Here is an 18,410-nt window from a genome sequence, read left to right as displayed (position 1 = left end):
GAGGTCGAACCGACAACCCTGATATCCGCGCCACGCCGTCGCTCTCTTACGGGATCGAGGACGTTGAGAATTAGTCGCGGCGACGCAACCTGTCTTCCCTCCCGGCTACCACTCGGCTGATGGGCCGCAGGCGGGGTTGCTCAGCCGCTCGCAATGCCGCATCCGTCACGGGGCATGTCGATCCGGTCCGCGACTTCGGCCTTGATGCCCCTCGACGACGCCTTGGCGCAGCTTCTGGTCGCAGAGCCGGTAAGCGCCATTGCCGTGCCGGTGGGCGATGCGATCGGCTCCGTTCTCGCGGCGGATGTCGTCGCCCCCGCCGACTTACCCACGCATCCGCGCGCGCTGCGGGACGGCTGGGCCGTGGCCGCCAGCACTGTGACGGGTGCCTCGGCCTATGCGCCGGTCACGCCGCTCTCGCCTCCGCCCTGGCTGGACACGGGCGATGCGATGCCGCCTGGCACCGATACGATTCTGCCTCCTGACGCGATCGACACCGACGGGGACATCGTGGCGGATGCGGCACCGGGCGCAGGCGTGGTCGGCACCGGCCAGGAGATCGCCCGGGGAGACGTTCTGGCGCGATACGGGGAACGGCTGACGCCGCTCGGTGCTCTCGCACTCGGTGCCAGTGGGATCGACACAGTCGCGGTCCGCGTGCCGCATGTTCACATCCTCGACATCGGGGGCCATTCCGCATCCACCATCGCGGCTTTGGCGAAGAAGGCGGGCGTTCGGGTGACGTCGAGCCGATGCTCGCGCGAAAGAGAGTCCATCGCCGATGCGCTGCTCGTCCCGGGGGCGGACGCAGTGTTCGTCGTCGGCGGCACCGGTTTCGGCCGCAATGACCACAGCGCCGAGGCCCTGGCGTTGCGGGGCCGGCTCGACGCGCATGGGATCGCGCTTCGTCCGGGAGACAGCGCCGGTTTTGGCTCGATCGGGTCTGTCCCGGTCCTGCTCCTACCGGGCAGGCCTGACGCCGCCCTCGCGACATTCCTTGCCCTAGGGCGTCCCCTACTGGCGAGGCTCTCCGGAGCGAGCCTCCCCGGCAGGGCCAAGGGGCGTCTCGCCCGCAAGATGTCCTCGACCATTGGAATGAGCGACATCGTCTTTATCGGCCTGAAGAACGAGCGGGTAGAGCCTCTCGGCGGAGCGGATCTGCCGCTGCGACGGTTGATCCACGCCTGGGGCGCGGTTCTGGTGCCGCCGGAGCGGGAAGGCTATCCCGAGGGCGAGTGGATCGAGGTCATGCCCCTGTGAAGCGTCTCGACGCATCGGAGTCGAACGAGGATTTCCTGGCGAGGCTGTCGCGCGCGGCCCGTCAGGAGCAGTTTCTTCATGTGGTCAGCCGAGACGAGGCCGCATCGCGGTTTCGCGCGGCGGTGCCGCATGTGGCGCTGCCATCCGAGAGCGTGCCACTCGCCGCAACGCTCGGCCGCGCGCTGGCGCGGGATGTAGCCTCGCCCATCGACGTGCCTCCCTTCGACCGAGCCCTCGTCGACGGGTTCGCACTCCGCTCCTCCGACACGCTCGGCGCGAGCGAGGCCGAACCGGCCCGGCTCGGACTCAACCACGAAATCCTCGCCTGCGGCGTCGCTCCCCGATTGGCGGTGGAGCCCGGCACGGCGACGGCCATCGCCACGGGCGGCATGATTCCACGCGGCGCCGACGCGGTGGTGATGGTGGAGGCGACCGAGATCGCGTCCGGCGAAGGAGCCCTGGCGATCGACCTCGACCGGGGAGCCGCGCCCGGACAGTTCGTCGGTTATGCCGGGTCGGATATGGCGCGCGGCGAGACCGTTCTCCGCAAGGGCACCGTCATCACCGCGCGCGAGATCGGCATGCTGGCCGCCTGCGGCCTCGATGCGGTCGAGATGGTGCGCCGGCCGAGGGTCGCCGTGCTCTCCACCGGCGACGAGCTGTCGCCACCGGGCCAACCCCTGCCGGCAGCCGGCATTTACGATTCGAACGGCGCCATCGTCTCCGCTTCAGTCACCGAGAATGGCGGCGAACCCGTGCCCTTCGGCATCGTCGCGGACGATGAGGCCGCTCTCGAAAGCGCCATCCGCGCGGCGCTTTCGGAGTGCGACGTCGTCGTCCTTTCGGGAGGGACGTCGAAGGGGGCGGGTGACGTGTCCCACCGCATCCTCTCCCGCCTGGGCGAGCCGGGTATCCTCGTCCACGGCGTCGCGCTCAAGCCCGGCAAGCCCCTCTGCCTCGCCAAGGCACAGGGCAAGGCCATCGTCGTCCTGCCCGGTTTCCCGACCTCGGCGATGTTCACCTTCCACGAATTCGTCGTGCCCCTGATCCGCTCGCTGGCCGGGCTTCCCCCGCGCGAGGAAGAGAGCGTCGAAGCTGTGCTGCCCCGGCGCATCCCCTCAGAACTCGGGCGCATGGAATTCGTGATGGCCTCCCTCGCCCATGGGCGGGACGCTCCGGTCGCCGTTCCGCTGTCCAAGGGTTCCGGCTCGGTGACGGCCTTCTCGCAAGCCGACGGCTTCTTCGCGATTCCCGCCGCGCGCGCCGGGCTGGAGGCCGGCGAGCCGGTGCGCCTCTCGCGGATCGGCGCGGGCACCCGCGCCCCCGACCTCACCATCGTCGGCAGCCATTGCGTCGGGCTCGATGCCGTCGTCGGACGCCTGGCCGAGCGCGGCATCCGGGCCCGCACCATCTGGGTCGGGTCCTCAGGAGGGCTCGCCGCCCTTAAGCGGGGCGAGTGCGAGATCGCCTCGATGCATCTCTTCGATCCCACGACCGGCCGCTACAATGCGCCGTTCCTGACCCCAGCGTTGCGCCTCGCCGAGGGCTGGACGCGGATGCAGGGATTGGTGTTCCACCCCGGCGACAGCCGGTTCGCGGAACGCGACGCGGCGGGTGCCGTCGCGGCGCTCCTCCTCGACCCGGACGCCATCATGGTGAGCCGCAACACCGGCTCGGGGACACACCTCCTCATCGACGGGCTTCTGAACGGGGCGCGCCCTCCCGGCTACTGGAACCAGCCACGTTCGCACAACGCCGTGGCCGCCGCCGTGGCCCAAGGCCGAGCCGATTGGGGTGTCGCCATCGAGAGCGTCGCGAGTGCCTATGGCCTCGGCTTCCTGCCGCTGGTGAGCGAGCATTACGATTTTGCCTATTCCGAAGACCGAGGGCGGGAGCCGGCCGTGGCCGCCTTCCTCGCGCTGCTCGCCGAGCGGGAAACGGGGGCGCTTCTCGCCGAACTCGGATTTTCCTTGCCGGAGGCCCAGCCATGACGGACCGGACCATGCGGGTCATCGGCCTCGCCGGCTGGAGCGGGGCGGGCAAGACCACACTTCTCGCCAAGCTCATTCCCGAACTGATCACCCGCGGCTTCACGGTCTCGACGATCAAGCACGCGCACCACGCCTTCGACGTGGACCAACCGGGCAAGGATTCCCACCGGCACCGGCAGGCCGGCGCATCCGAAGTGCTGATCTCGTCGGCGGCCCGGTGGGTGCAGATGCACGAAGTGCGCGACGGCGCCGAGGCGAGCTTGGCCGACCTGCTGCGCCGCCTCAGCCCCTGCGACCTCGTGCTGGTGGAAGGCTTCAAGCGCGAGGGGCATCTCAAGATCGAGATTCATCGGAACGCCAACGGCCGTCCGCCGCTTCATCCGCAGGACGAGAACATCGTCGCCGTTGCGACGGATGCGGAATTCCCCGACGCTCGGATTCCGGTGATAGGCCTCGACGATGTCGGTGGAATCGCCGGTCTCGTGGCGGTCATGGCGGAGCCGATCGAGGTCGTCCTGAACAGGCTCGGAGGCCATGGCGCAGCTGACTGACGATTGCTTCGCCTTCGGTGGGCAGCTCATGAGCGTGGACGACGCCCTGGCGCTGATCGCCGAGCGGCTTCCGGTGGTCGCCGGGATCGAGACCGTACCGCTCCACGAGGCGGACGGACGCATCGCGGCGGAGGACGTCATCGCCGCTATCGACTTGCCGCCATTCGATAATTCCGCCGTCGACGGCTACGCGTTGCGCCACACCGACCTTGCTCCCAACGGCGAAACGCGGCTGCCCGTGGAAGGCCGGATCGCCGCCGGCCAAGCCGGTCGGGAGATGGGAAGCGGGCCGAGCGCGGTCCGCATCTTCACTGGCGCCAGAATGCCGGACGGCGCCGACACGGTCTTCATGCAGGAGGACGTGACGGTCGAGGGCACCGAGGTGGTCCTACCCCCGGGTCTGAAGCGCGGATCGAACCGGCGGCTCGCCGGAGAGGATGTCGCAAAAGGCACCACAATCATCACGGCCGGCCGTCGACTCCGCCCGCAGGATATCGGACTCGCCGCCGCCATAGGCCGCCCGCATCTGACCGTCCGGAAAAGCCTGAAGGTGGCGGTGTTCTCTACCGGCGATGAACTGGCCGAGCCGGGGGGCGCCCTGCCGCCGGGGGCCATCCACGATTCCAACCGGGTGATGCTGGTCGCACTGCTGAAACGCTTCGGCGCCGAGGTGAGCGACCTCGGCATCCTGCGCGATGACCGAACTCTTCTCGCGGCACGCCTCACGGAGGCGGCGTCCGCCCATGATCTCCTTCTTACATCCGGCGGTGTCTCCACCGGTGAGGAGGATCACGTGAAACCGGCCGTGGAGACCGTCGGCAGCCTCGTTTTCTGGCGACTTGGGATCAAGCCGGGCAGGCCGGTGGCTATGGGCCTCGTGCAGGGGACACCCTTCGTGGGATTACCGGGCAATCCCGTCGCCGCCTACGTGACCCTGCTCTTCGTAGTACGTCGGCTCCTGGCGCGGCTCGGTGGAGAAGATTTCGTTCCGCCATTGGGCATTCCCGTCCGCTCCACCTTTGCCTATCGCAAGAAGGCTGGCCGCCTGGAATTCATACGGATAAGCCTGCAGCGCGCCGCCGATGGACTGCTCGAAGCGGTAAAATTCCCCCGCGATGGGGCCGGTATCCTCTCGTCACTCACCGACAGTGATGCACTGGCTGGCCTCCCGGGCGAGATTACCCGAATCGAGCCTGGCGATACGATCGAGGTATATCCGCACAGGATGCTGTACTGACGCGGAATCGCCTGTCCTCATACCCGTAAGCGTGACTGAAGCTTGCATTGCACGGGCTTCGGTACGATGTGCCGGGTGCCCTTCGAGACCGCATGCTCCCCGCTTTCGAGCGGGGGGCCGCTCGTTCCGACTCCCTGCCCCTCCGACCTGATCGAAAGCGCCGATGGATTTCCTCGACTCGCACTTCCTCGTCTCGGTGCTGCAGATCGTCTGGATCGACCTGCTCCTTTCCGGCGACAATGCGGTCGTCATCGCCATGGCCTGCCGATCCCTTCCCCCGGAGCAGCGGCGCACCGGGATCCTTCTCGGAGCCGGTACGGCAGTTGGGCTTCGCATCCTCTTCGCCGTCATCATCACTCATCTTCTGGCGGTACCGTTCCTTCGGATCGGTGGCGGGCTGCTTCTCCTTTGGATCGCGGTGAAGCTCGCGCTCGGCGAGGATGACGAGGCACATGCCGTCGGCGACAGCAAAACCTTATGGAAAGCGGTACGGACCATCGCCATCGCCGATGCGGTGATGAGCCTGGACAACGTCGTCGCCATCGCAGCCGTTGCGAAGGGCGAGGTGTCGCTATTCGTCTTCGGTCTTCTGCTCTCGATCCCTCTCATCGTCGCGGGCGCATCGCTGATCACGACGTTGCTGAAGCGCTTCCCCTTGGTGATCTGGGCGGGCGCGGCGCTTCTCGGGTGGATCGCCGGGGAAATGATCGTCACCGATCCCTACATTGCCGAACACGTGGCCTCGGTGCCCCACGCCCATCAGATCGCGGCTGCGATCTGCGCCGTCATCGTCGTCGCCGCGGCCTTCATCTGGAAGCGCATCGCGGCACCGGCTCGGACAGTCGCCGGCCACGGCCATCTGTGAGACGCATCACGAACGAGAAGAGGCCCCTGTCAGGGGCCTCTCATCTCGCAAAGCTCCTAAATTCTGTTTGGCGTGACCTCAGTTCGCTGTCTCGAGGATTTTGAGATCGAGGGCAGCCAGCGCCATTAGCGGGGGCGGCATGACGACCCCGTCGCGGCGAATCTGCCGAGCGACCCGCTGGCAACCCGCAATGTCATTGGCAGCCGCAGCGGTATTGCCCTGCTCGATGAACTCGGTGCTCGCAGCCTTGGGCGGTGGTGCGGCGGGGGCGGCAGCGGGCGCTGGGGCCGATGCACCCGAAGGCGCAGCGGCATTCTGTGTCGCTCCCTGGGGGCCGGCCGCGCCGGGACCATTCGGGGCGGTCGGGCCGCTGAGGCCCGAATCCTTCTGTGTCTCACTGCCAGAAGGTTTCTGCGATCCGGAGCCGGGTGCGGTGACCGCTGTGCTAGTCTGGCTCGTAGCTTGACCGGATGGTGGCGCCCCAGCGGGCGCATGCAGGAAGGCTGTGAGTTCCTTGCAGATATTAGCGGGCTTGCCCGTCGGTTCAGCCAGGGCAACGACCGGCAGCAGAGACGCCATCGCCGTCCCCGCTGCGGTGGACAATGCTACGATACGAAAACTCATCATGTCACGGCCCTCCCAAGGCCAAGCCGTCGCATACGTGACGAAACACTTAGTAGGAGAAAGTGCGACGGCCGAGAGGGGTGTCAAGGCCGGGCAATGGCGGTTCGACCGATCGCACTGCGCATTTGATAGGAGCCAAGGCTCATCTGGCTCCCGCGTTAGGGAAGAAGAGTTGTTCCCCCCCGATCCGGTATGCAGCGATGGCGTTCTGCCCCGGGGTGGAAACGAGCCAGTCGATGAAGGCCTGTCCCGCCTTCGCCTTCACGTGTGGATGCTTCTCGGGGTTCACGAGCATCACGCCATATTGGTTGAAAAGACGCTTATCGCCTTCGACCAAGATCTTGAGATCACCACGATTCTTGAATGACAGCCAAGTGCCCCGGTCGGTGAGCAGATAGGCATTGGAGGCCGATGCGGTATTGAGCGCCGGCCCCATTCCCTGACCCACATCCTTGTACCAATCGCCGCGTACCGCGCCGAGATCGAGACCGGTTTCGTTCCAGTAGCGCAGCTCGGCGGTATGGGTGCCCGAGCGATCACCGCGAGAGACGAAGGGTGCCTTGGCGGCGGCGATCTTTCGCAGGGCCTCGACGACGCTGGCGCCGGCCGCGCCGGCCGGATCGTCCTTCGGGCCGACGAGGACGAAATCGTTGTACATCACGGGATAACGCTTCGTACTCCATCCCTCGCTGACGAATTTCTCCTCGGCGGTGGTGTCGTGGACGAGGGCGACGTCGGCATCACCGCGTCGGGCGGCATCGAGTGCCTGCCCGGTGCCGAGGGCGACGACCTTCACGGCAATCCCACTGGCCAGCGTGAACTTCGGCAGCAAATCCTTGAACAGGCCGGATTGCTCGGTGGACGTGGTGGACGCCACCGTGATCGTCTCCCGGGGGGTGGCCAGAACTGGGCCTGTCGCCAGACCAAGGACGGCAATGAGGAGCCCGAGGCTCAGGGCAGAGCGGCGAAGGCGGTCCATGGCATTTCTCCAGCGAGGTAAGCTCGCGCCTGCGGCGAGTGTGGGGATGAGAGAGTGCTGCGGACAGGCCCGTGCTCAACGGCGAGTCCAGCGGCAAGGACGACGACATCTTCGGCGAGACGCATGACCTGGCCGAGGTTGTGTGAAACGAGGACCACCTTCGTACCGGCTTCGGCCATCGACACGACGAGATGCTCGATGGCGTGAGAGGAGGCCGGATCGAGATTGGCGGTGGGCTCATCGAGAAGGAGGAGATCGGGCGCTGTTGCCCAAGCTCGCGCGAGGGCGAGCCGCTGCTGCTCGCCCCCCGACAACCGCGTAGCAGGTGCACCGGCCTTCTCCGCAAGTCCGACGTGCTGCAGTGCCGCCCGCACACGGTCGTGTCGCTCGCGCCGGCTTAGCTTGAGTGGCGCTAGAGCCAGCGAAACGTTCGCGGCGGCGCTCGCCCTGATGAGACCGGGCCGCTGGAAGACGAATGCGGTACTTGGTCGAGGATGCGCAGATACGCCGATGCTGATCGTACCGCTCGTGGGCGCAAGCAACCCATCAATGAGGCGCAAAAGCACGGTCTTTCCCGCACCGTTCGCACCGATGATCGCCGTGATGCCGGGCGCTGTCACCGCCACATCGACACCGTTGAGGATCGGCATTTTTCCGGCTCGGTAGCACAATCCTTCGATCACGAGAGGAAGTGCGGCGCTCATCCATAGGCCCGCATCGCGTAAGACCTGAGCAACGAGGCAACGGCACTGACGGCGATGACGACGGCGATGAGGACGACACCGAGCGCCAGGGCAAGGGGAAGGTCTCCCTTCTGTGTTTCGAGGGAAATCGCCGTGGTCATGGTACGGGTATGCCCGTCGATGTTCCCACCGACGACGAGGACGGCGCCAATTTCCGATATGGCACGGCCGAAAGCGGCAAGAAGCGCTGTCACCAGCGAGAAGCGCGTATCGAAGATCAGGATCGCGGCGCGCTGTGCTCCATTGAGGCCAAGAGAGCTGAGTTGCTCGCCAAGGTGATCTTGCGCATCCGCCACGATTTGGCGCGTGAGTGCAGCGATCAGTGGGACAACCAGGACGGTCTGTGCCGCGATCATCGCACTCGGCGTGAAGAGCAAACCGAGACCGCCGAACGGGCCGGAACGAGACAGGATGAGGTACAGGACAAGGCCGATAACTACCGGCGGTAGGCCCATGGCTGCGTTGAGCAGACCCACAACGAGCCTTCGCCCCGGGAACTGAGACACGGCGACAAGGGCACCGAGCGGCACTCCAAGCAACGTGCCAAGACCGACCGCCGAGAAACTCACGCGGAGCGAAAGGCCGGCGATGGCGATTACGGCTGGATCAAGGGCTGCGAGCCGCGAGAGCGTCTCCTGGAGGGTTTGAAGCATGGCTCTGATGCTGTGGCGACCGAACCCCTCATGCTATCGCCGGGGAGTATAGTTCAATAGGAAACGACGTGCCTATGAAGGTCGAGTTGTTTGTCGATGGCATCATCTCGGTGGCGAAGGGGCGCATCGCGTTTGGCCCCACGCTTGCGCTCTTGGATGCGGTCGCCTCGGAAGGCTCGCTTCAAGGCGCAGCGACGCGACTGCACGTGTCCTATCGCTCCGCGTGGGGCCGTCTCACCCTCTTGGAGGATATCCTTGGGCAGCCAGTCATCAGCAAGACGAAGGGCCACGGGACCGTTCTGACATCTTTCGGCACTGTCTTTCTCGAGGCACTCGGTCGTGCGTCGCGAGCGAGCCAGGAGATCATCGGGGTGGAAGAGAGGCGATTAGAGATCGCCCTCGCCGTTCTGTCAGGCCTTGCGACCGCACCCCTGGCATTGGCAGTGAGCCACGATTCAGTGTTGTTGGATGCGCTTCACTCCATGGGCGACATAACGGTTTCGATCGCTGGGAGCACGGATGCCCTCGCACAACTGAAAAACGGTCAGGTCGATGGCGCGGGGTTTCATTTCGGCGCGGCGGTCCCAGAGCCGGGCACGATCTTCGCTGACGTTCTGGCCGATCCGAACCTGATCGCCCTCCCGGTTCTACGACGGGAACAGGGCCTCATGATGGAGGCGGGCAATCCCTTCGCAATCTCCGCGATCGTGGATTTGGCAGCGACCGGTCTCCGCTTTGTAAACAGACAGCGGGGCGCGGGCACACGGATATGGTTTGACAGATTATGCGTGGAAGCGGGCATCAATGGGCCGGACATCCAAGGCTACCAGACGGAAGAGTTCACGCATCAGGCCGTCGCGGCCTTGATCGCTTCAGGTGCAGCGGACGTTGCAATGGGCACCCGCGCCATCGCGAAACGCTTCAGTCTCGCATATCTGCCCCTCGGTGAGGAAACCTACTTCCTCGCCGTGAGGTCGTTCGTTGGCCTGCCACGCTTGGAGGCGATCAGAGCAGCAATAAGCCGTCGCGCTGCAATCACACCGGGTTATGCGTGAGCGAGATCATTCGAGTGCTCCTAGAGGGACGAGAGTCGATGTGGCCCTCGCCCTTCGTCTACAGGTCAGTGAGCCAGGATCTTCGAGAGGAAGGTCTGAGCCCGCTCCGAGCGAGGCTTGTCGAAGAAGTCGTCCTTCGTAGCGTCTTCGACGATCTCCCCACGATCCATGAAGACGACGCGGTTGGCGACTTTCCGAGCGAAGCCCATTTCGTGGGTGACGACCATCATCGTCATACCCTCGCGGGCGAGCTCGATCATCACATCCAGCACCTCTCCGACCATCTCGGGGTCGAGAGCCGAGGTCGGCTCATCGAACAGCATGACGATGGGGTTCATCGACAAGGCGCGGGCGATGGCGACGCGCTGTTGCTGACCACCGGAAAGCTGGCCCGGATATTTATGCGAGTGCGCCGAGAGACCAACACGACCGAGGAGCTTTAGGCCGCGATCGTGTGCATCGTCCTTCGACCGTCCGAGGACTTTGCACTGGCCGAGCATGAGGTTGTCGATGATCGACAGGTGTGGAAACAGCTCGAAATGCTGGAACACCATGCCGACGCGCGCACGAAGCTTGGGAAGGTTGGTGCCCTTCGCCTGAACACCGATACCATCGACGGTGATGGCCCCTTTCTGAATCGGCTCCAGGGCGTTGACGGTCTTGATCAGGGTGGATTTGCCGGAGCCTGAAGGACCGCAGACCACGACGACTTCGCCCTTGGTGACCTGGGTCGTGCACCCGTTTAGAACCTGAACCGGGCCGTACCATTTGCTGATGTTGTCGATGGCGATCATCGGCTTTGCCGAAGCCTGGGGATCGATGGCGGACATGGCGGATCCTCGGAAGCTTAGCGAATGATGGCGACACGGCGCTGCAGGCGCCGGACGAGAGTCGAGGCGGTGATGCAAATCACCAGATAGATCGCAGCCGCGAACAGATACATTTCCACGAGACGCCCATCGCGCTGAGCCACCTTGGATGCGGCACCGAGGAAATCGGTAAGCGAGATCACGTAGACGAGGGACGTATCCTGGAACAGCACGATGGTCTGGGTCAGCAGCAAGGGCAGCATGTTGCGGAAGGCTTGAGGCAGGATCACTGTCCGCATGGTCTGCCCGTAGGTGAGGCCGATGGCCTGGGCCGCGGATGTTTGCCCCTTCGGAATTGCCTGGATGCCGGCGCGCATGATCTCCGAAAAGAACGCCGCCTCGAACAAGGTGAACGTTACGAGCGCTGAGGTGAAAGCGCCGACCGAGATCGGACGCGAAGCACCCGTCATCCACTGTCCGATATAGGGAACGAGGAAGTAGAACCAGAAGATCACCAGCACGAGCGGCAGCGATCTCATGAAGTTCACGTAGATCTTGGCCGGGATCGCCAGAGCAGCGATCCCGGAAAGTCGCATCATCGCTATGACGGTGCCGAGAATGATGCCGCCCGAGGCGGCGAGTGCGGTGAGCGTCAGCGTGAACACCATTCCCGTACCGAACAGGTACGGCAAGGATGAGAGGACGACCCCGAAGTCGAAATCCGTAAACATCGGTCCTCTAGTCCCGTCTGGCGGTCGCGAAGGATGGGAAGGCGGATGGTGCGGGCATCAGCGCGATCCCGGGACAGCGATACGTGTCTCGAGCTTGCTCGACAGGGTCACCACGATCAGGCTGATGCCGAGATAGATCACCGTGGCTGCCGTAAAGGATTCGAAGACCTGCGAAGAGAATTCCTGCATCGAGCGCGCCCGCGCGGTGAGTTCGAGCAGACCGATGGTGAGCGCCACCGACGTATTCTTCAGGTTGTTCAAGAACTCCGATGTCAGCGGGGGTAGGATCACCCGGTAGGCATTGGGCAGCAGCACGTAGCGATAGGTCTGCCAAGTGGTGAGACCGATGGCGGTGCCAGCCATCCGCTGGCCACGGGGCAAGGTCTCGATGCCGGTACGGACCTGCTCAGCGACTCGTGATGCGGTGAAGAAGCCGAGACAGATGACCGCCGTGTAGAACGATGCATTGGGCAGCTGTTTCAGCCAAGTCCCCCAGGAGCCGGGAAGGAGCTCCGGCACGACGTAGAACCAGAGGAACATCTGAACCAGCAGGGGAATGTTCCGAAAAAGCTCCACATACATGGTGCCGATCCGCTGAGCCCCCCGGCTCGGAAGGGTGCGCAGCACCCCAATGAGCGAGCCGAGGGAGAAGGCGATGATCCAGGAACAGAGCGCCGTGGCGATCGTCCAAGACAGGCCGGAGAGAAGCATGTCGGCATAAGTACCGGTGCCTTCCGGCGACGGGTCGAAGAAGACCCGCCAGTTCCAGTTGTAATTCATCGCCTGTCGTCTGCTCCCGTGCGGCGGCTTAGTAAGCGGCCGGGTCGGCGCTGTCGCTCGGCGACGCGAAGGCCTTGGTCATCGGCTCGCTCATGGGCAGGTTCAAATTGATGCCGCGCGGCGGGATCGGCTTGGTGAACCAGGTCTCGTACAAGGCTTTGCCCTCGGGGCTCTTGTAGAGCTTGGCCGTCGCTTCATCGACCACGGCCTTGAACGGCGCATCGTCCTTGCGGAGCATGATGCCGTAGGGCTCGGGCTTCGACAGGGCCTCGCTGGAGATGGCGTAGGCACCCGGCTCCTTGGAACTGGCGGCCAGCGAGGCGAGCAACACGTCGTCCATCACGAAGGCAGCGGCGCGGCCGGTCTCGACCATCAAGAATGCTTCAGCGTGATCCTTGGCCGGCAGAATCGTCAGGCCCAGGTTGCGCGCGGTATTGGCCTCGTTGATCTGACGGATATTGGTAGTGCCCGAGGTGGAGACGACGGTCTTACCCTTGAGATCCTCGATCGTGTCGAGTTTGGCAGACTTCTTCGCGACGTAGCGGGTCGCGGTGAGGAAGTGGGTGTTCGTAAAGGAGACCTGCTTCTGGCGATCGACGTTGTTCGTGGTCGAACCGCATTCGAGATCGACGGTGCCGTTGGCGATCAGCGGGATGCGTGTGGCGGAGGTGACGGGATTGAGCCTCACCTCGAGCTTCGTGAGCTTCAGGTTGGTCTTCACCGCTTCGGCGATCTTCTTACAGATCTCGAAGGCGTATCCGACCGGCATCTGATCACCGTCGAGGTAAGAAAACGGAACGGAGGCGTCACGATAGCCGATCGTAATTTCACCGGTCTCTTTGATCTTTTTGAGGGTGCCGGTCAGTTCCTGGGCATTGGCGCCGGCTGCGCCGAGCGTGAAGCTCATTGCCGATGCAAGGACGACCGTCGCCTTCAGAGCGACGGACCTGTGATGACCAAAATGCATGTGAAGGCTAACTCCCGAAGGGGTTTCCGCCGACCGAATGATCGGCTCTCGAGGCTCAACGTAGCAGCGGTCGCGCCCATCGCAATCGGTGAATAAGGGACCACCGGAGATGTCAACCGCTCAGGAAGACTATAGCAATCAACGTGCCGTGCGGGCGGGCTAGATCGCTTTTGGCGAGACAATGCCCTGCGTTTGAAATCACCGGATCGAGAAGGAAGAGGCCGATTATCGATGTGCGGCAGTCATGAAAAAGGCCCGGCTTTTCAGCCGGGCCCATTTTGAACCGTTTCCTTGCATCCCCCAGGGTCGGCGCACGAAGCGCCGACCCCAAAGATCGCAGAGGCTTAGAAGTCGCGCTGGACGCGCATACGCACCTGGTAGGTGTCGTCGGCGGTCACGGTGCGAACGGCGCCGGAGGCGATGTTCGCAGCGTTGACGGTGCCGCTCGACTGGGTGCGGTCCACGACGCGGCCGTTCTGAACGCCGACCTTGGTGTAGAAGCCCTCGACACCGATATCGAGGTCCTTCACCGGCGACCAGATCAGGCTCGCGCCGGCGACAATCTGGTAGGTGTCACGCAGAACCGGGCTGACGTCGAAGGAGACCTGGCCGGGAACGCCGGTGAACTGACCAGTCGCACCGGTGGTCTGGAACGCCGCCGCATTGGCGGCGCGAGCGCCACGGGCGAAGGAGAGTTCGCCGTAGCTGCCGAACACGGCCGAACGCCACTCAGGCGACCAGTAGTGCAGGAACGAACCGACCACGGTGAAGCTGGTGGAGGTTTCGATCTTGCCGGTCAGAGGGTTCAGAGTGGCGTCGGACATGAAGGGATCGAAGGCAGCGCCGTTGATGGTGCTGGCAATCGAGGTGTAGCTGCCGTTGTAGGACGAGTAGCCCGTGTAGAGGGTCGCGCCCTCACCGTAGGCTCCCTGCAGGTACAGCGTATCGCCAGGAGCGATGAACGGGGTGTTGATCTTCACGCCACCCTGGACAGCCCAGCCGTACTCGCTGGCGGGATGTCCGGTCACAGCAGTCCCACCGAGACCGGGAACCAGAGCTGCACCGAAGGTGGATCCGACGGGATTTTGGACGTTGATTTCCTTGACGGCAGCCGAGATCTGAGCCGAACCCCAGGCAGCATCGTAGCGTAGCACACCGACGAAGTCAGGCATCCGGTTACGCTGCGACACATCGTAGTTCTGGAAGACGTAACCACCCGCTCCCACACCAACGAGGACCGGCGACGGGGCGCCAGTAACCGGAACGCTGAACGCGACGCCGTTTCTGTCAATGAGATTCGTGTTCCCGCCAAACGTCTGTGAGTAAACCGTATTGCGACGGAAGGTCGGGTCTTCGAGCGAGACCGTGGCCGAGAAGCCTTCACCGAACTTGGCCGAGTAGGCCAGCAGGTTGGTGGACTGGACGTCGGAGTTCAGGGTCGCGCCGGCGAATTCGAAGTCGTGGGCGTAGAAGTCGAAGAACGAGGAGGCGCGACCGGCGGTGAGGCCGGCGAACTGGATGAACGCCTTGTCGGTGTTCACGAACTGCTGGTCGCGACCAACCTGGTCCTGGCCGGTTGCACCGAAGGCGGAACCGATACGCTCCTGGGTGCCGGAGCGGAGACCGCCCGTGCCGCCGGTGCGCGAGGCGAACTGGATACGGGTGAAGGCGCGCAGGGTGCCGTAGGCCGTCTGGGTGCGGGCATCGACGTTGATGCGGGCGAGGCCGATATAGCCGGTCGTGTCGCCGTTACCAGCGCCGGTGCGGCTGTCCGTCGGCTGGTAGCCGATGTCGAGGCGGGCACGGCCCGAGAGACGGATGCAAGTATCCGTTCCGGGGATGTAGAAGAAGCCGGCGCCGTAGGCGGAGCAGACGCGGACGTATTCGATCGGCACGGCCTTCTTCACGGGAAGGTCGGCGGCATGCGCTCCAGCGACCGACGCAAAGGCTGCGGCAGTACCGAGGAGTGAGCTCTTCAAGAGCTTCATTGATATCTCCAAAAGCTTCGAGACCCGAGGGACAGGCAACTTCAACACGGCGTCGACCGATGTTCGTTTGCCTTTATTTGTTAGCCAGGGGAGCGTTTCATCGCCCCGTTCCGGCTGTGCCCCGGGGTTTCCCCAGTGCGTTTTCACTCTGTGCGAGCGGGTCCCGCCGGGCAACTCGGAATCGTGAATGCCACGGCGGTTGTGAACCGCTGTGGCGGCGTTGCAACGTTTGTCAGGCGGCAAACCATGTCATCGCTGAGGTCGCATGCTGTGCAGAGGTTGGCCCCGGAGAAGAAAAGCAATGCATCGCGCTGCGCTAATGGCATTACTTGTTCACGCCAGCGCACCCTTTGCTTAGTTTTTGTGCTCTGCACCGTCACTGAACCGTCATGAAGAGAGCCAGGGCCCCGTTCCAGCGCCGGCACCGGAACGACGGGGCAGTCGGGACGCGTTAGCCGTCAGGCCCCCTGATTGGTCCGTCTCACACGCGAAGGACGTGTCATGGCCTCGAGCTCCAACAGATGCTCGAGCTGATTCTCCGTCAGCAATCCCTCCTCCAACACGATCTCGGCGACGGGGCGATTCTCTGCCAGGGCACGTTGGGCGACTCTGGAGCAAGCCTCGTACCCCAAGGGCGGCACAAGGGCGGTAACGAGGCCGATCGAACCATGGACGAGGGAGCGGCAGCGTTCGCGATCCGCCTCGATCCCTTCGATGCACCGTTTCGTGAGGGTATCGACCGCGGCGGTGAGCATGCGCAGGGAGCTGAGAACGCAATACCCGATCGTCGGCTCGAAGGCGTTGAGCTGAAGCTGGCCTCCCTCTGCGCAGAGGGTCACGGTGAGGTCGTGGCCAATCACCAGGAAGGCGACCTGGTTGACCACCTCAGGAATCACCGGGTTGACCTTACCCGGCATGATCGAGGAACCGGCCTGGACGGCCGGCAGCCGTATCTCGCCGAACCCAGTGCGCGGGCCGCTGGAAAGCAGGCGCAGATCGTTGCAGATTTTAGAGAGCTTCACCGCCACACGTTTCAGCACGCCGGAGAACAGAACGAACGCCCCAAGATCGGATGTCGCCTCGATCAGGTTCGATGCGAGGACCATGGGGTACCCGGAAATCCGTGACAGCTCTTCCACCGCCAGGGACGCGTAACGAGGATCGGCATTGATTCCGGTGCCGATGGCTGTGGCACCGAGATTGACCTCGCGGAACAGCCCGACGATCTCGTTCAGTCGGGCCACGTCCTCTTTCATGGTGGCGTGGAACCCATCGAATTCTTGGCCGAGGGTCATCGGTACCGCATCCATGAGTTGGGTGCGGCCCATCTTGAGGACATCAGCGAACTCAACGGCCTTGCCCTTGAAAGCGTAGGCAAGGTCGTCGAGCGCCTTAATGAGCGGCTGGGTGGCGAAAATGACCGCAAGTCTCAGCGCCGTCGGATAGGCGTCGTTGGTGGATTGCGCCATGTTGACGTCGTCATTGGGGTGGAGCGCCTCATAATGCCCTAGCGGGTGCCCCATCAGTTCCAGGGCGACATTGGCGATCACCTCGTTGGCATTCATGTTGGTCGACGTGCCAGCGCCGCCCTGAATCGCATCCACCACGAAGGATTCGGCAAAGCGCGGCTCAGTGGCGACGAGAATACAGGCGCGGTCGATGGCGTCGGCCTTGTCGGCGGCCAGGTAGCCAAGTCGCCGGTTGGCGCGCGCAGCGGCCTGCTTCACAAGAGCGAGGCTTCTTACGAATTCAGGAAAGTGCCCCACCGGAACACCCGTGATGGGGAAGTTCGCGACCGCGCGCTTGGTATGGATCCCCCAGTAGGCGTCGGCGGGTACTTCGCCATAACCGAGAAGGTCGTGCTCCGTGCGCGTCCGCGCGCCCTCCATCTCGACGGTTCGCACGGTTGCGACAGCGATGTTCTCGGCCGGTATCTCGGTGACCGTCTGCGTGTCCGTCGCCATCGATCTTCTCCCTCGCCCTGCGCTCGCAGCGGCTCTGCGGAAGGCCACACGCGGCGGCACGACCGTCAAGCGCTTTGGAGGTCCAATCCTGACATCGGCTCAGTCCTGAAGCCGCATGAATAGCCGCCGACCTCAGATTATCGACTCATTCCGCGTCGCTGCAGACGCCGATGCAGCGATCATCGGATGAGGTGCGAGACGGCTACCCGGAGCGCGTAGAAACAATCGTCGAGCGACAAAAGCTTGTGCCGGTGGAAGGTGACGATGACCGCCGCTTCGTTGGTCGCAAGCACGGAAGAGAGCGGCGTCTTCGACCCCGTCGCCGCGTCCTCCGAGAAGACACGCTTTCACCACATCACGACGTTTTGGAAGTCAGTCCATGCTTTGCGGCGAGATATTTAAGTGAAGCTATCGATCGCTTTAGCGCTGCTATGATTGCCTCGATCGTCGTGGCGCAGCGGTGAAGATCCTGTCCAATGACGCCTGCCGGATGCGGCGGCCTTAGCTGCCCCCATGCCGCCACACCGCAGGACTGCGCATCCGAGAGTATCCTCTTGGCGGGTTCATTTCCTTCGTAGGCCTGACGCGACCCTGGCTGCCCTACGGATTGCTTCAGGCTGCGGCTCGCCGGCCGGCACGACCCAACTGCCGCCGACGCAGAGGACTTGGCCGACGGCCAACCAGTCCGGTGCCGTCGCTTCGGTGATTCCACCCGTCGGGCAAAAACAGACCTTTCCGAACGGGCCGGTGAGGGCCTTCAGCGCCTTGACGCCCCCGGCGGCCTCGGCAGGAAAGAACTTGAACCGGTCGAGCCCGTGATCGAGGCCGCGCATGATGTCGGCGGCATTGGCGATCCCTGGCAGGAAGGGAATGCCGCGGTCTAGCGCGGCTTTCGTCAGCGGATCGGTGAGACCGGGGCTGACGATGAACTGCGCGCCCGCTTTCATTGCCGCATCAAGATCCCGCTCGTTGAGTACAGTGCCTGCGCCGACCACAGCACCCTCGACCTGTGCCATGATGCGGATCACCTCGAGGGCAGCAGGGGTCCGCAGGGTGACCTCCAGCGCCGTCAGGCCGCCATCGACGAGGGCCCTGGCGATCGGCTCAGCATGGGCGGCCTCTTCGATCACGAGGACGGGAATCACGGGAACGGAGCGCATCAGCGCGTCGATGGTCGTCATTGAGAACCGTCCTTGGCGAAGGGTGGAGTGTT

The 18,410-nt window shown here is 64.1% G+C and carries 17 protein-coding genes; 6 read left to right on the top strand and 11 right to left on the bottom strand.

Annotated elements, in window-relative coordinates; translation table 11 throughout:
* Positions 1-204 precede the first annotated feature (204 nt).
* The 5 genes from ACYQML_RS10830 to ACYQML_RS10810 all read left to right on the top strand — a co-directional run bounded on the left by ACYQML_RS10830 (position 205) and on the right by ACYQML_RS10810 (position 5,904).
* Positions 205-1,260 carry a molybdopterin-binding protein gene (locus ACYQML_RS10830; protein ID WP_461235519.1) on the top strand — a complete coding sequence of 352 codons (1,056 nt, stop codon included), beginning with the start codon at positions 205-207 and terminating at the stop codon, positions 1,258-1,260.
* A complete protein-coding gene (locus tag ACYQML_RS10825) occupies positions 1,257-3,251 on the top strand; it encodes a molybdopterin biosynthesis protein (protein ID WP_461235518.1) in 1,995 nt (664 codons plus the stop codon). The genes ACYQML_RS10830 and ACYQML_RS10825 overlap by 4 nt, the downstream gene beginning before the upstream one ends.
* An 11-nt stretch (positions 3,252-3,262) precedes the next feature.
* Positions 3,263-3,802, top strand: coding sequence for a molybdopterin-guanine dinucleotide biosynthesis protein B (gene mobB, locus ACYQML_RS10820; RefSeq protein ID WP_461235705.1), 540 nt, complete (start codon positions 3,263-3,265; stop codon positions 3,800-3,802).
* Positions 3,786-5,039: a molybdopterin molybdotransferase MoeA gene (locus ACYQML_RS10815; RefSeq protein WP_461235517.1), complete on the top strand. Its 1,254-nt coding sequence runs from the start codon at positions 3,786-3,788 to the stop codon at positions 5,037-5,039. The genes mobB and ACYQML_RS10815 overlap by 17 nt, the downstream gene beginning before the upstream one ends.
* A gap of 163 nt (positions 5,040-5,202) precedes the next feature.
* The gene (locus ACYQML_RS10810; RefSeq protein WP_056431049.1) at positions 5,203-5,904 is read left to right on the top strand and encodes a TerC family protein; all 702 of its coding nucleotides are present in this window, start codon (positions 5,203-5,205) and stop codon (positions 5,902-5,904) included.
* A gap of 78 nt (positions 5,905-5,982) precedes the next feature.
* Here the strand turns inward: ACYQML_RS10810 and ACYQML_RS10805 are convergent, their stop codons facing one another.
* The 4 genes from ACYQML_RS10805 to ACYQML_RS10790 form a co-directional block, all read right to left on the bottom strand.
* Positions 5,983-6,531: a hypothetical protein gene (locus ACYQML_RS10805; protein WP_461235516.1), complete on the bottom strand. Its 549-nt coding sequence runs from the start codon at positions 6,529-6,531 to the stop codon at positions 5,983-5,985.
* A 139-nt stretch (positions 6,532-6,670) separates the two neighbouring features.
* Positions 6,671-7,507, bottom strand: coding sequence for an ABC transporter substrate-binding protein (locus ACYQML_RS10800; RefSeq protein WP_461235515.1), 837 nt, complete (start codon positions 7,505-7,507; stop codon positions 6,671-6,673).
* A complete protein-coding gene (locus ACYQML_RS10795; RefSeq protein WP_461235514.1) occupies positions 7,480-8,211 on the bottom strand; it encodes an ATP-binding cassette domain-containing protein in 732 nt (243 codons plus the stop codon). The genes ACYQML_RS10800 and ACYQML_RS10795 overlap by 28 nt, the downstream gene beginning before the upstream one ends.
* A complete protein-coding gene (locus ACYQML_RS10790; RefSeq protein ID WP_419951793.1) occupies positions 8,208-8,903 on the bottom strand; it encodes an ABC transporter permease in 696 nt (231 codons plus the stop codon). Before ACYQML_RS10790 ends, ACYQML_RS10795 begins: the two co-directional genes overlap by 4 nt.
* Before the next feature lie 74 nt (positions 8,904-8,977).
* Here ACYQML_RS10790 and ACYQML_RS10785 point away from each other — a divergent pair, with 74 nt between their 5' ends.
* Positions 8,978-9,958, top strand: coding sequence for a substrate-binding domain-containing protein (locus tag ACYQML_RS10785; protein ID WP_311275092.1), 981 nt, complete (start codon positions 8,978-8,980; stop codon positions 9,956-9,958).
* A 65-nt stretch (positions 9,959-10,023) separates the two neighbouring features.
* On the opposite strand, the gene ACYQML_RS10780 is transcribed toward ACYQML_RS10785, so the two are convergent.
* From ACYQML_RS10780 to eda, 7 genes are all read right to left on the bottom strand, one after another.
* The gene (locus ACYQML_RS10780; protein ID WP_196805484.1) at positions 10,024-10,752 is read right to left on the bottom strand and encodes an amino acid ABC transporter ATP-binding protein; all 729 of its coding nucleotides are present in this window, start codon (positions 10,750-10,752) and stop codon (positions 10,024-10,026) included.
* Between the two features lie 53 nt (positions 10,753-10,805).
* Positions 10,806-11,498: an amino acid ABC transporter permease gene (locus ACYQML_RS10775; protein ID WP_056431063.1), complete on the bottom strand. Its 693-nt coding sequence runs from the start codon at positions 11,496-11,498 to the stop codon at positions 10,806-10,808.
* Positions 11,499-11,555: 57 nt separating this feature from the next.
* Positions 11,556-12,278, bottom strand: a complete 723-nt coding sequence (locus ACYQML_RS10770; RefSeq protein WP_056431064.1) for an amino acid ABC transporter permease — start codon at positions 12,276-12,278, stop codon at positions 11,556-11,558.
* 28 nt (positions 12,279-12,306) lie between these two features.
* Positions 12,307-13,185 (bottom strand): amino acid ABC transporter substrate-binding protein, encoded by an 879-nt coding sequence (locus ACYQML_RS10765; protein ID WP_461235704.1) that lies wholly within the window; start codon positions 13,183-13,185, stop codon positions 12,307-12,309.
* 404 nt (positions 13,186-13,589) lie between these two features.
* The gene (locus ACYQML_RS10760; RefSeq protein ID WP_461235513.1) at positions 13,590-15,233 is read right to left on the bottom strand and encodes a porin; all 1,644 of its coding nucleotides are present in this window, start codon (positions 15,231-15,233) and stop codon (positions 13,590-13,592) included.
* A 458-nt stretch (positions 15,234-15,691) separates the two neighbouring features.
* Positions 15,692-17,197, bottom strand: coding sequence for an aspartate ammonia-lyase (locus tag ACYQML_RS10755; RefSeq protein ID WP_461235512.1), 1,506 nt, complete (start codon positions 17,195-17,197; stop codon positions 15,692-15,694).
* 563 nt (positions 17,198-17,760) lie between these two features.
* The gene (gene eda / locus ACYQML_RS10750) at positions 17,761-18,378 is read right to left on the bottom strand and encodes a bifunctional 4-hydroxy-2-oxoglutarate aldolase/2-dehydro-3-deoxy-phosphogluconate aldolase (RefSeq protein ID WP_461235511.1); all 618 of its coding nucleotides are present in this window, start codon (positions 18,376-18,378) and stop codon (positions 17,761-17,763) included.
* Positions 18,379-18,410: the final 32 nt, after the last annotated feature.

Source organism: Methylobacterium sp. CM6244 (assembly GCF_054817885.1).
The sequence above is the reverse complement of the archived record's forward strand: the minus strand, read 5'-3'. Positions and strand labels throughout refer to the sequence as shown.

Excerpts from the sequence above, each read along its gene's own strand:
- ACYQML_RS10765 (WP_461235704.1), bottom strand. The coding sequence starts at position 13,185 with ATGAGCTTCACGCTCGGCGCAGCCGGCGCCAATGCCCAGGAACTGACC.
- eda (WP_461235511.1), bottom strand. The coding sequence starts at position 18,378 with ATGACGACCATCGACGCGCTGATGCGCTCCGTTCCCGTGATTCCCGTC.
- ACYQML_RS10780 (WP_196805484.1), bottom strand. The coding sequence starts at position 10,752 with ATGATCGCCATCGACAACATCAGCAAATGGTACGGCCCGGTTCAGGTT.
- ACYQML_RS10795 (WP_461235514.1), bottom strand. The coding sequence starts at position 8,211 with ATGAGCGCCGCACTTCCTCTCGTGATCGAAGGATTGTGCTACCGAGCC.
- ACYQML_RS10815 (WP_461235517.1), top strand. The coding sequence starts at position 3,786 with ATGGCGCAGCTGACTGACGATTGCTTCGCCTTCGGTGGGCAGCTCATG.
- ACYQML_RS10830 (WP_461235519.1), top strand. The coding sequence starts at position 205 with ATGCCCCTCGACGACGCCTTGGCGCAGCTTCTGGTCGCAGAGCCGGTA.
- ACYQML_RS10800 (WP_461235515.1), bottom strand. The coding sequence starts at position 7,507 with ATGGACCGCCTTCGCCGCTCTGCCCTGAGCCTCGGGCTCCTCATTGCC.
- ACYQML_RS10810 (WP_056431049.1), top strand. The coding sequence starts at position 5,203 with ATGGATTTCCTCGACTCGCACTTCCTCGTCTCGGTGCTGCAGATCGTC.
- ACYQML_RS10755 (WP_461235512.1), bottom strand. The coding sequence starts at position 17,197 with ATGGCGACGGACACGCAGACGGTCACCGAGATACCGGCCGAGAACATC.
- ACYQML_RS10785 (WP_311275092.1), top strand. The coding sequence starts at position 8,978 with ATGAAGGTCGAGTTGTTTGTCGATGGCATCATCTCGGTGGCGAAGGGG.
- ACYQML_RS10760 (WP_461235513.1), bottom strand. The coding sequence starts at position 15,233 with ATGAAGCTCTTGAAGAGCTCACTCCTCGGTACTGCCGCAGCCTTTGCG.
- ACYQML_RS10775 (WP_056431063.1), bottom strand. The coding sequence starts at position 11,498 with ATGTTTACGGATTTCGACTTCGGGGTCGTCCTCTCATCCTTGCCGTAC.
- ACYQML_RS10805 (WP_461235516.1), bottom strand. The coding sequence starts at position 6,531 with ATGATGAGTTTTCGTATCGTAGCATTGTCCACCGCAGCGGGGACGGCG.
- ACYQML_RS10770 (WP_056431064.1), bottom strand. The coding sequence starts at position 12,278 with ATGAATTACAACTGGAACTGGCGGGTCTTCTTCGACCCGTCGCCGGAA.
- mobB (WP_461235705.1), top strand. The coding sequence starts at position 3,263 with ATGCGGGTCATCGGCCTCGCCGGCTGGAGCGGGGCGGGCAAGACCACA.
- ACYQML_RS10790 (WP_419951793.1), bottom strand. The coding sequence starts at position 8,903 with ATGCTTCAAACCCTCCAGGAGACGCTCTCGCGGCTCGCAGCCCTTGAT.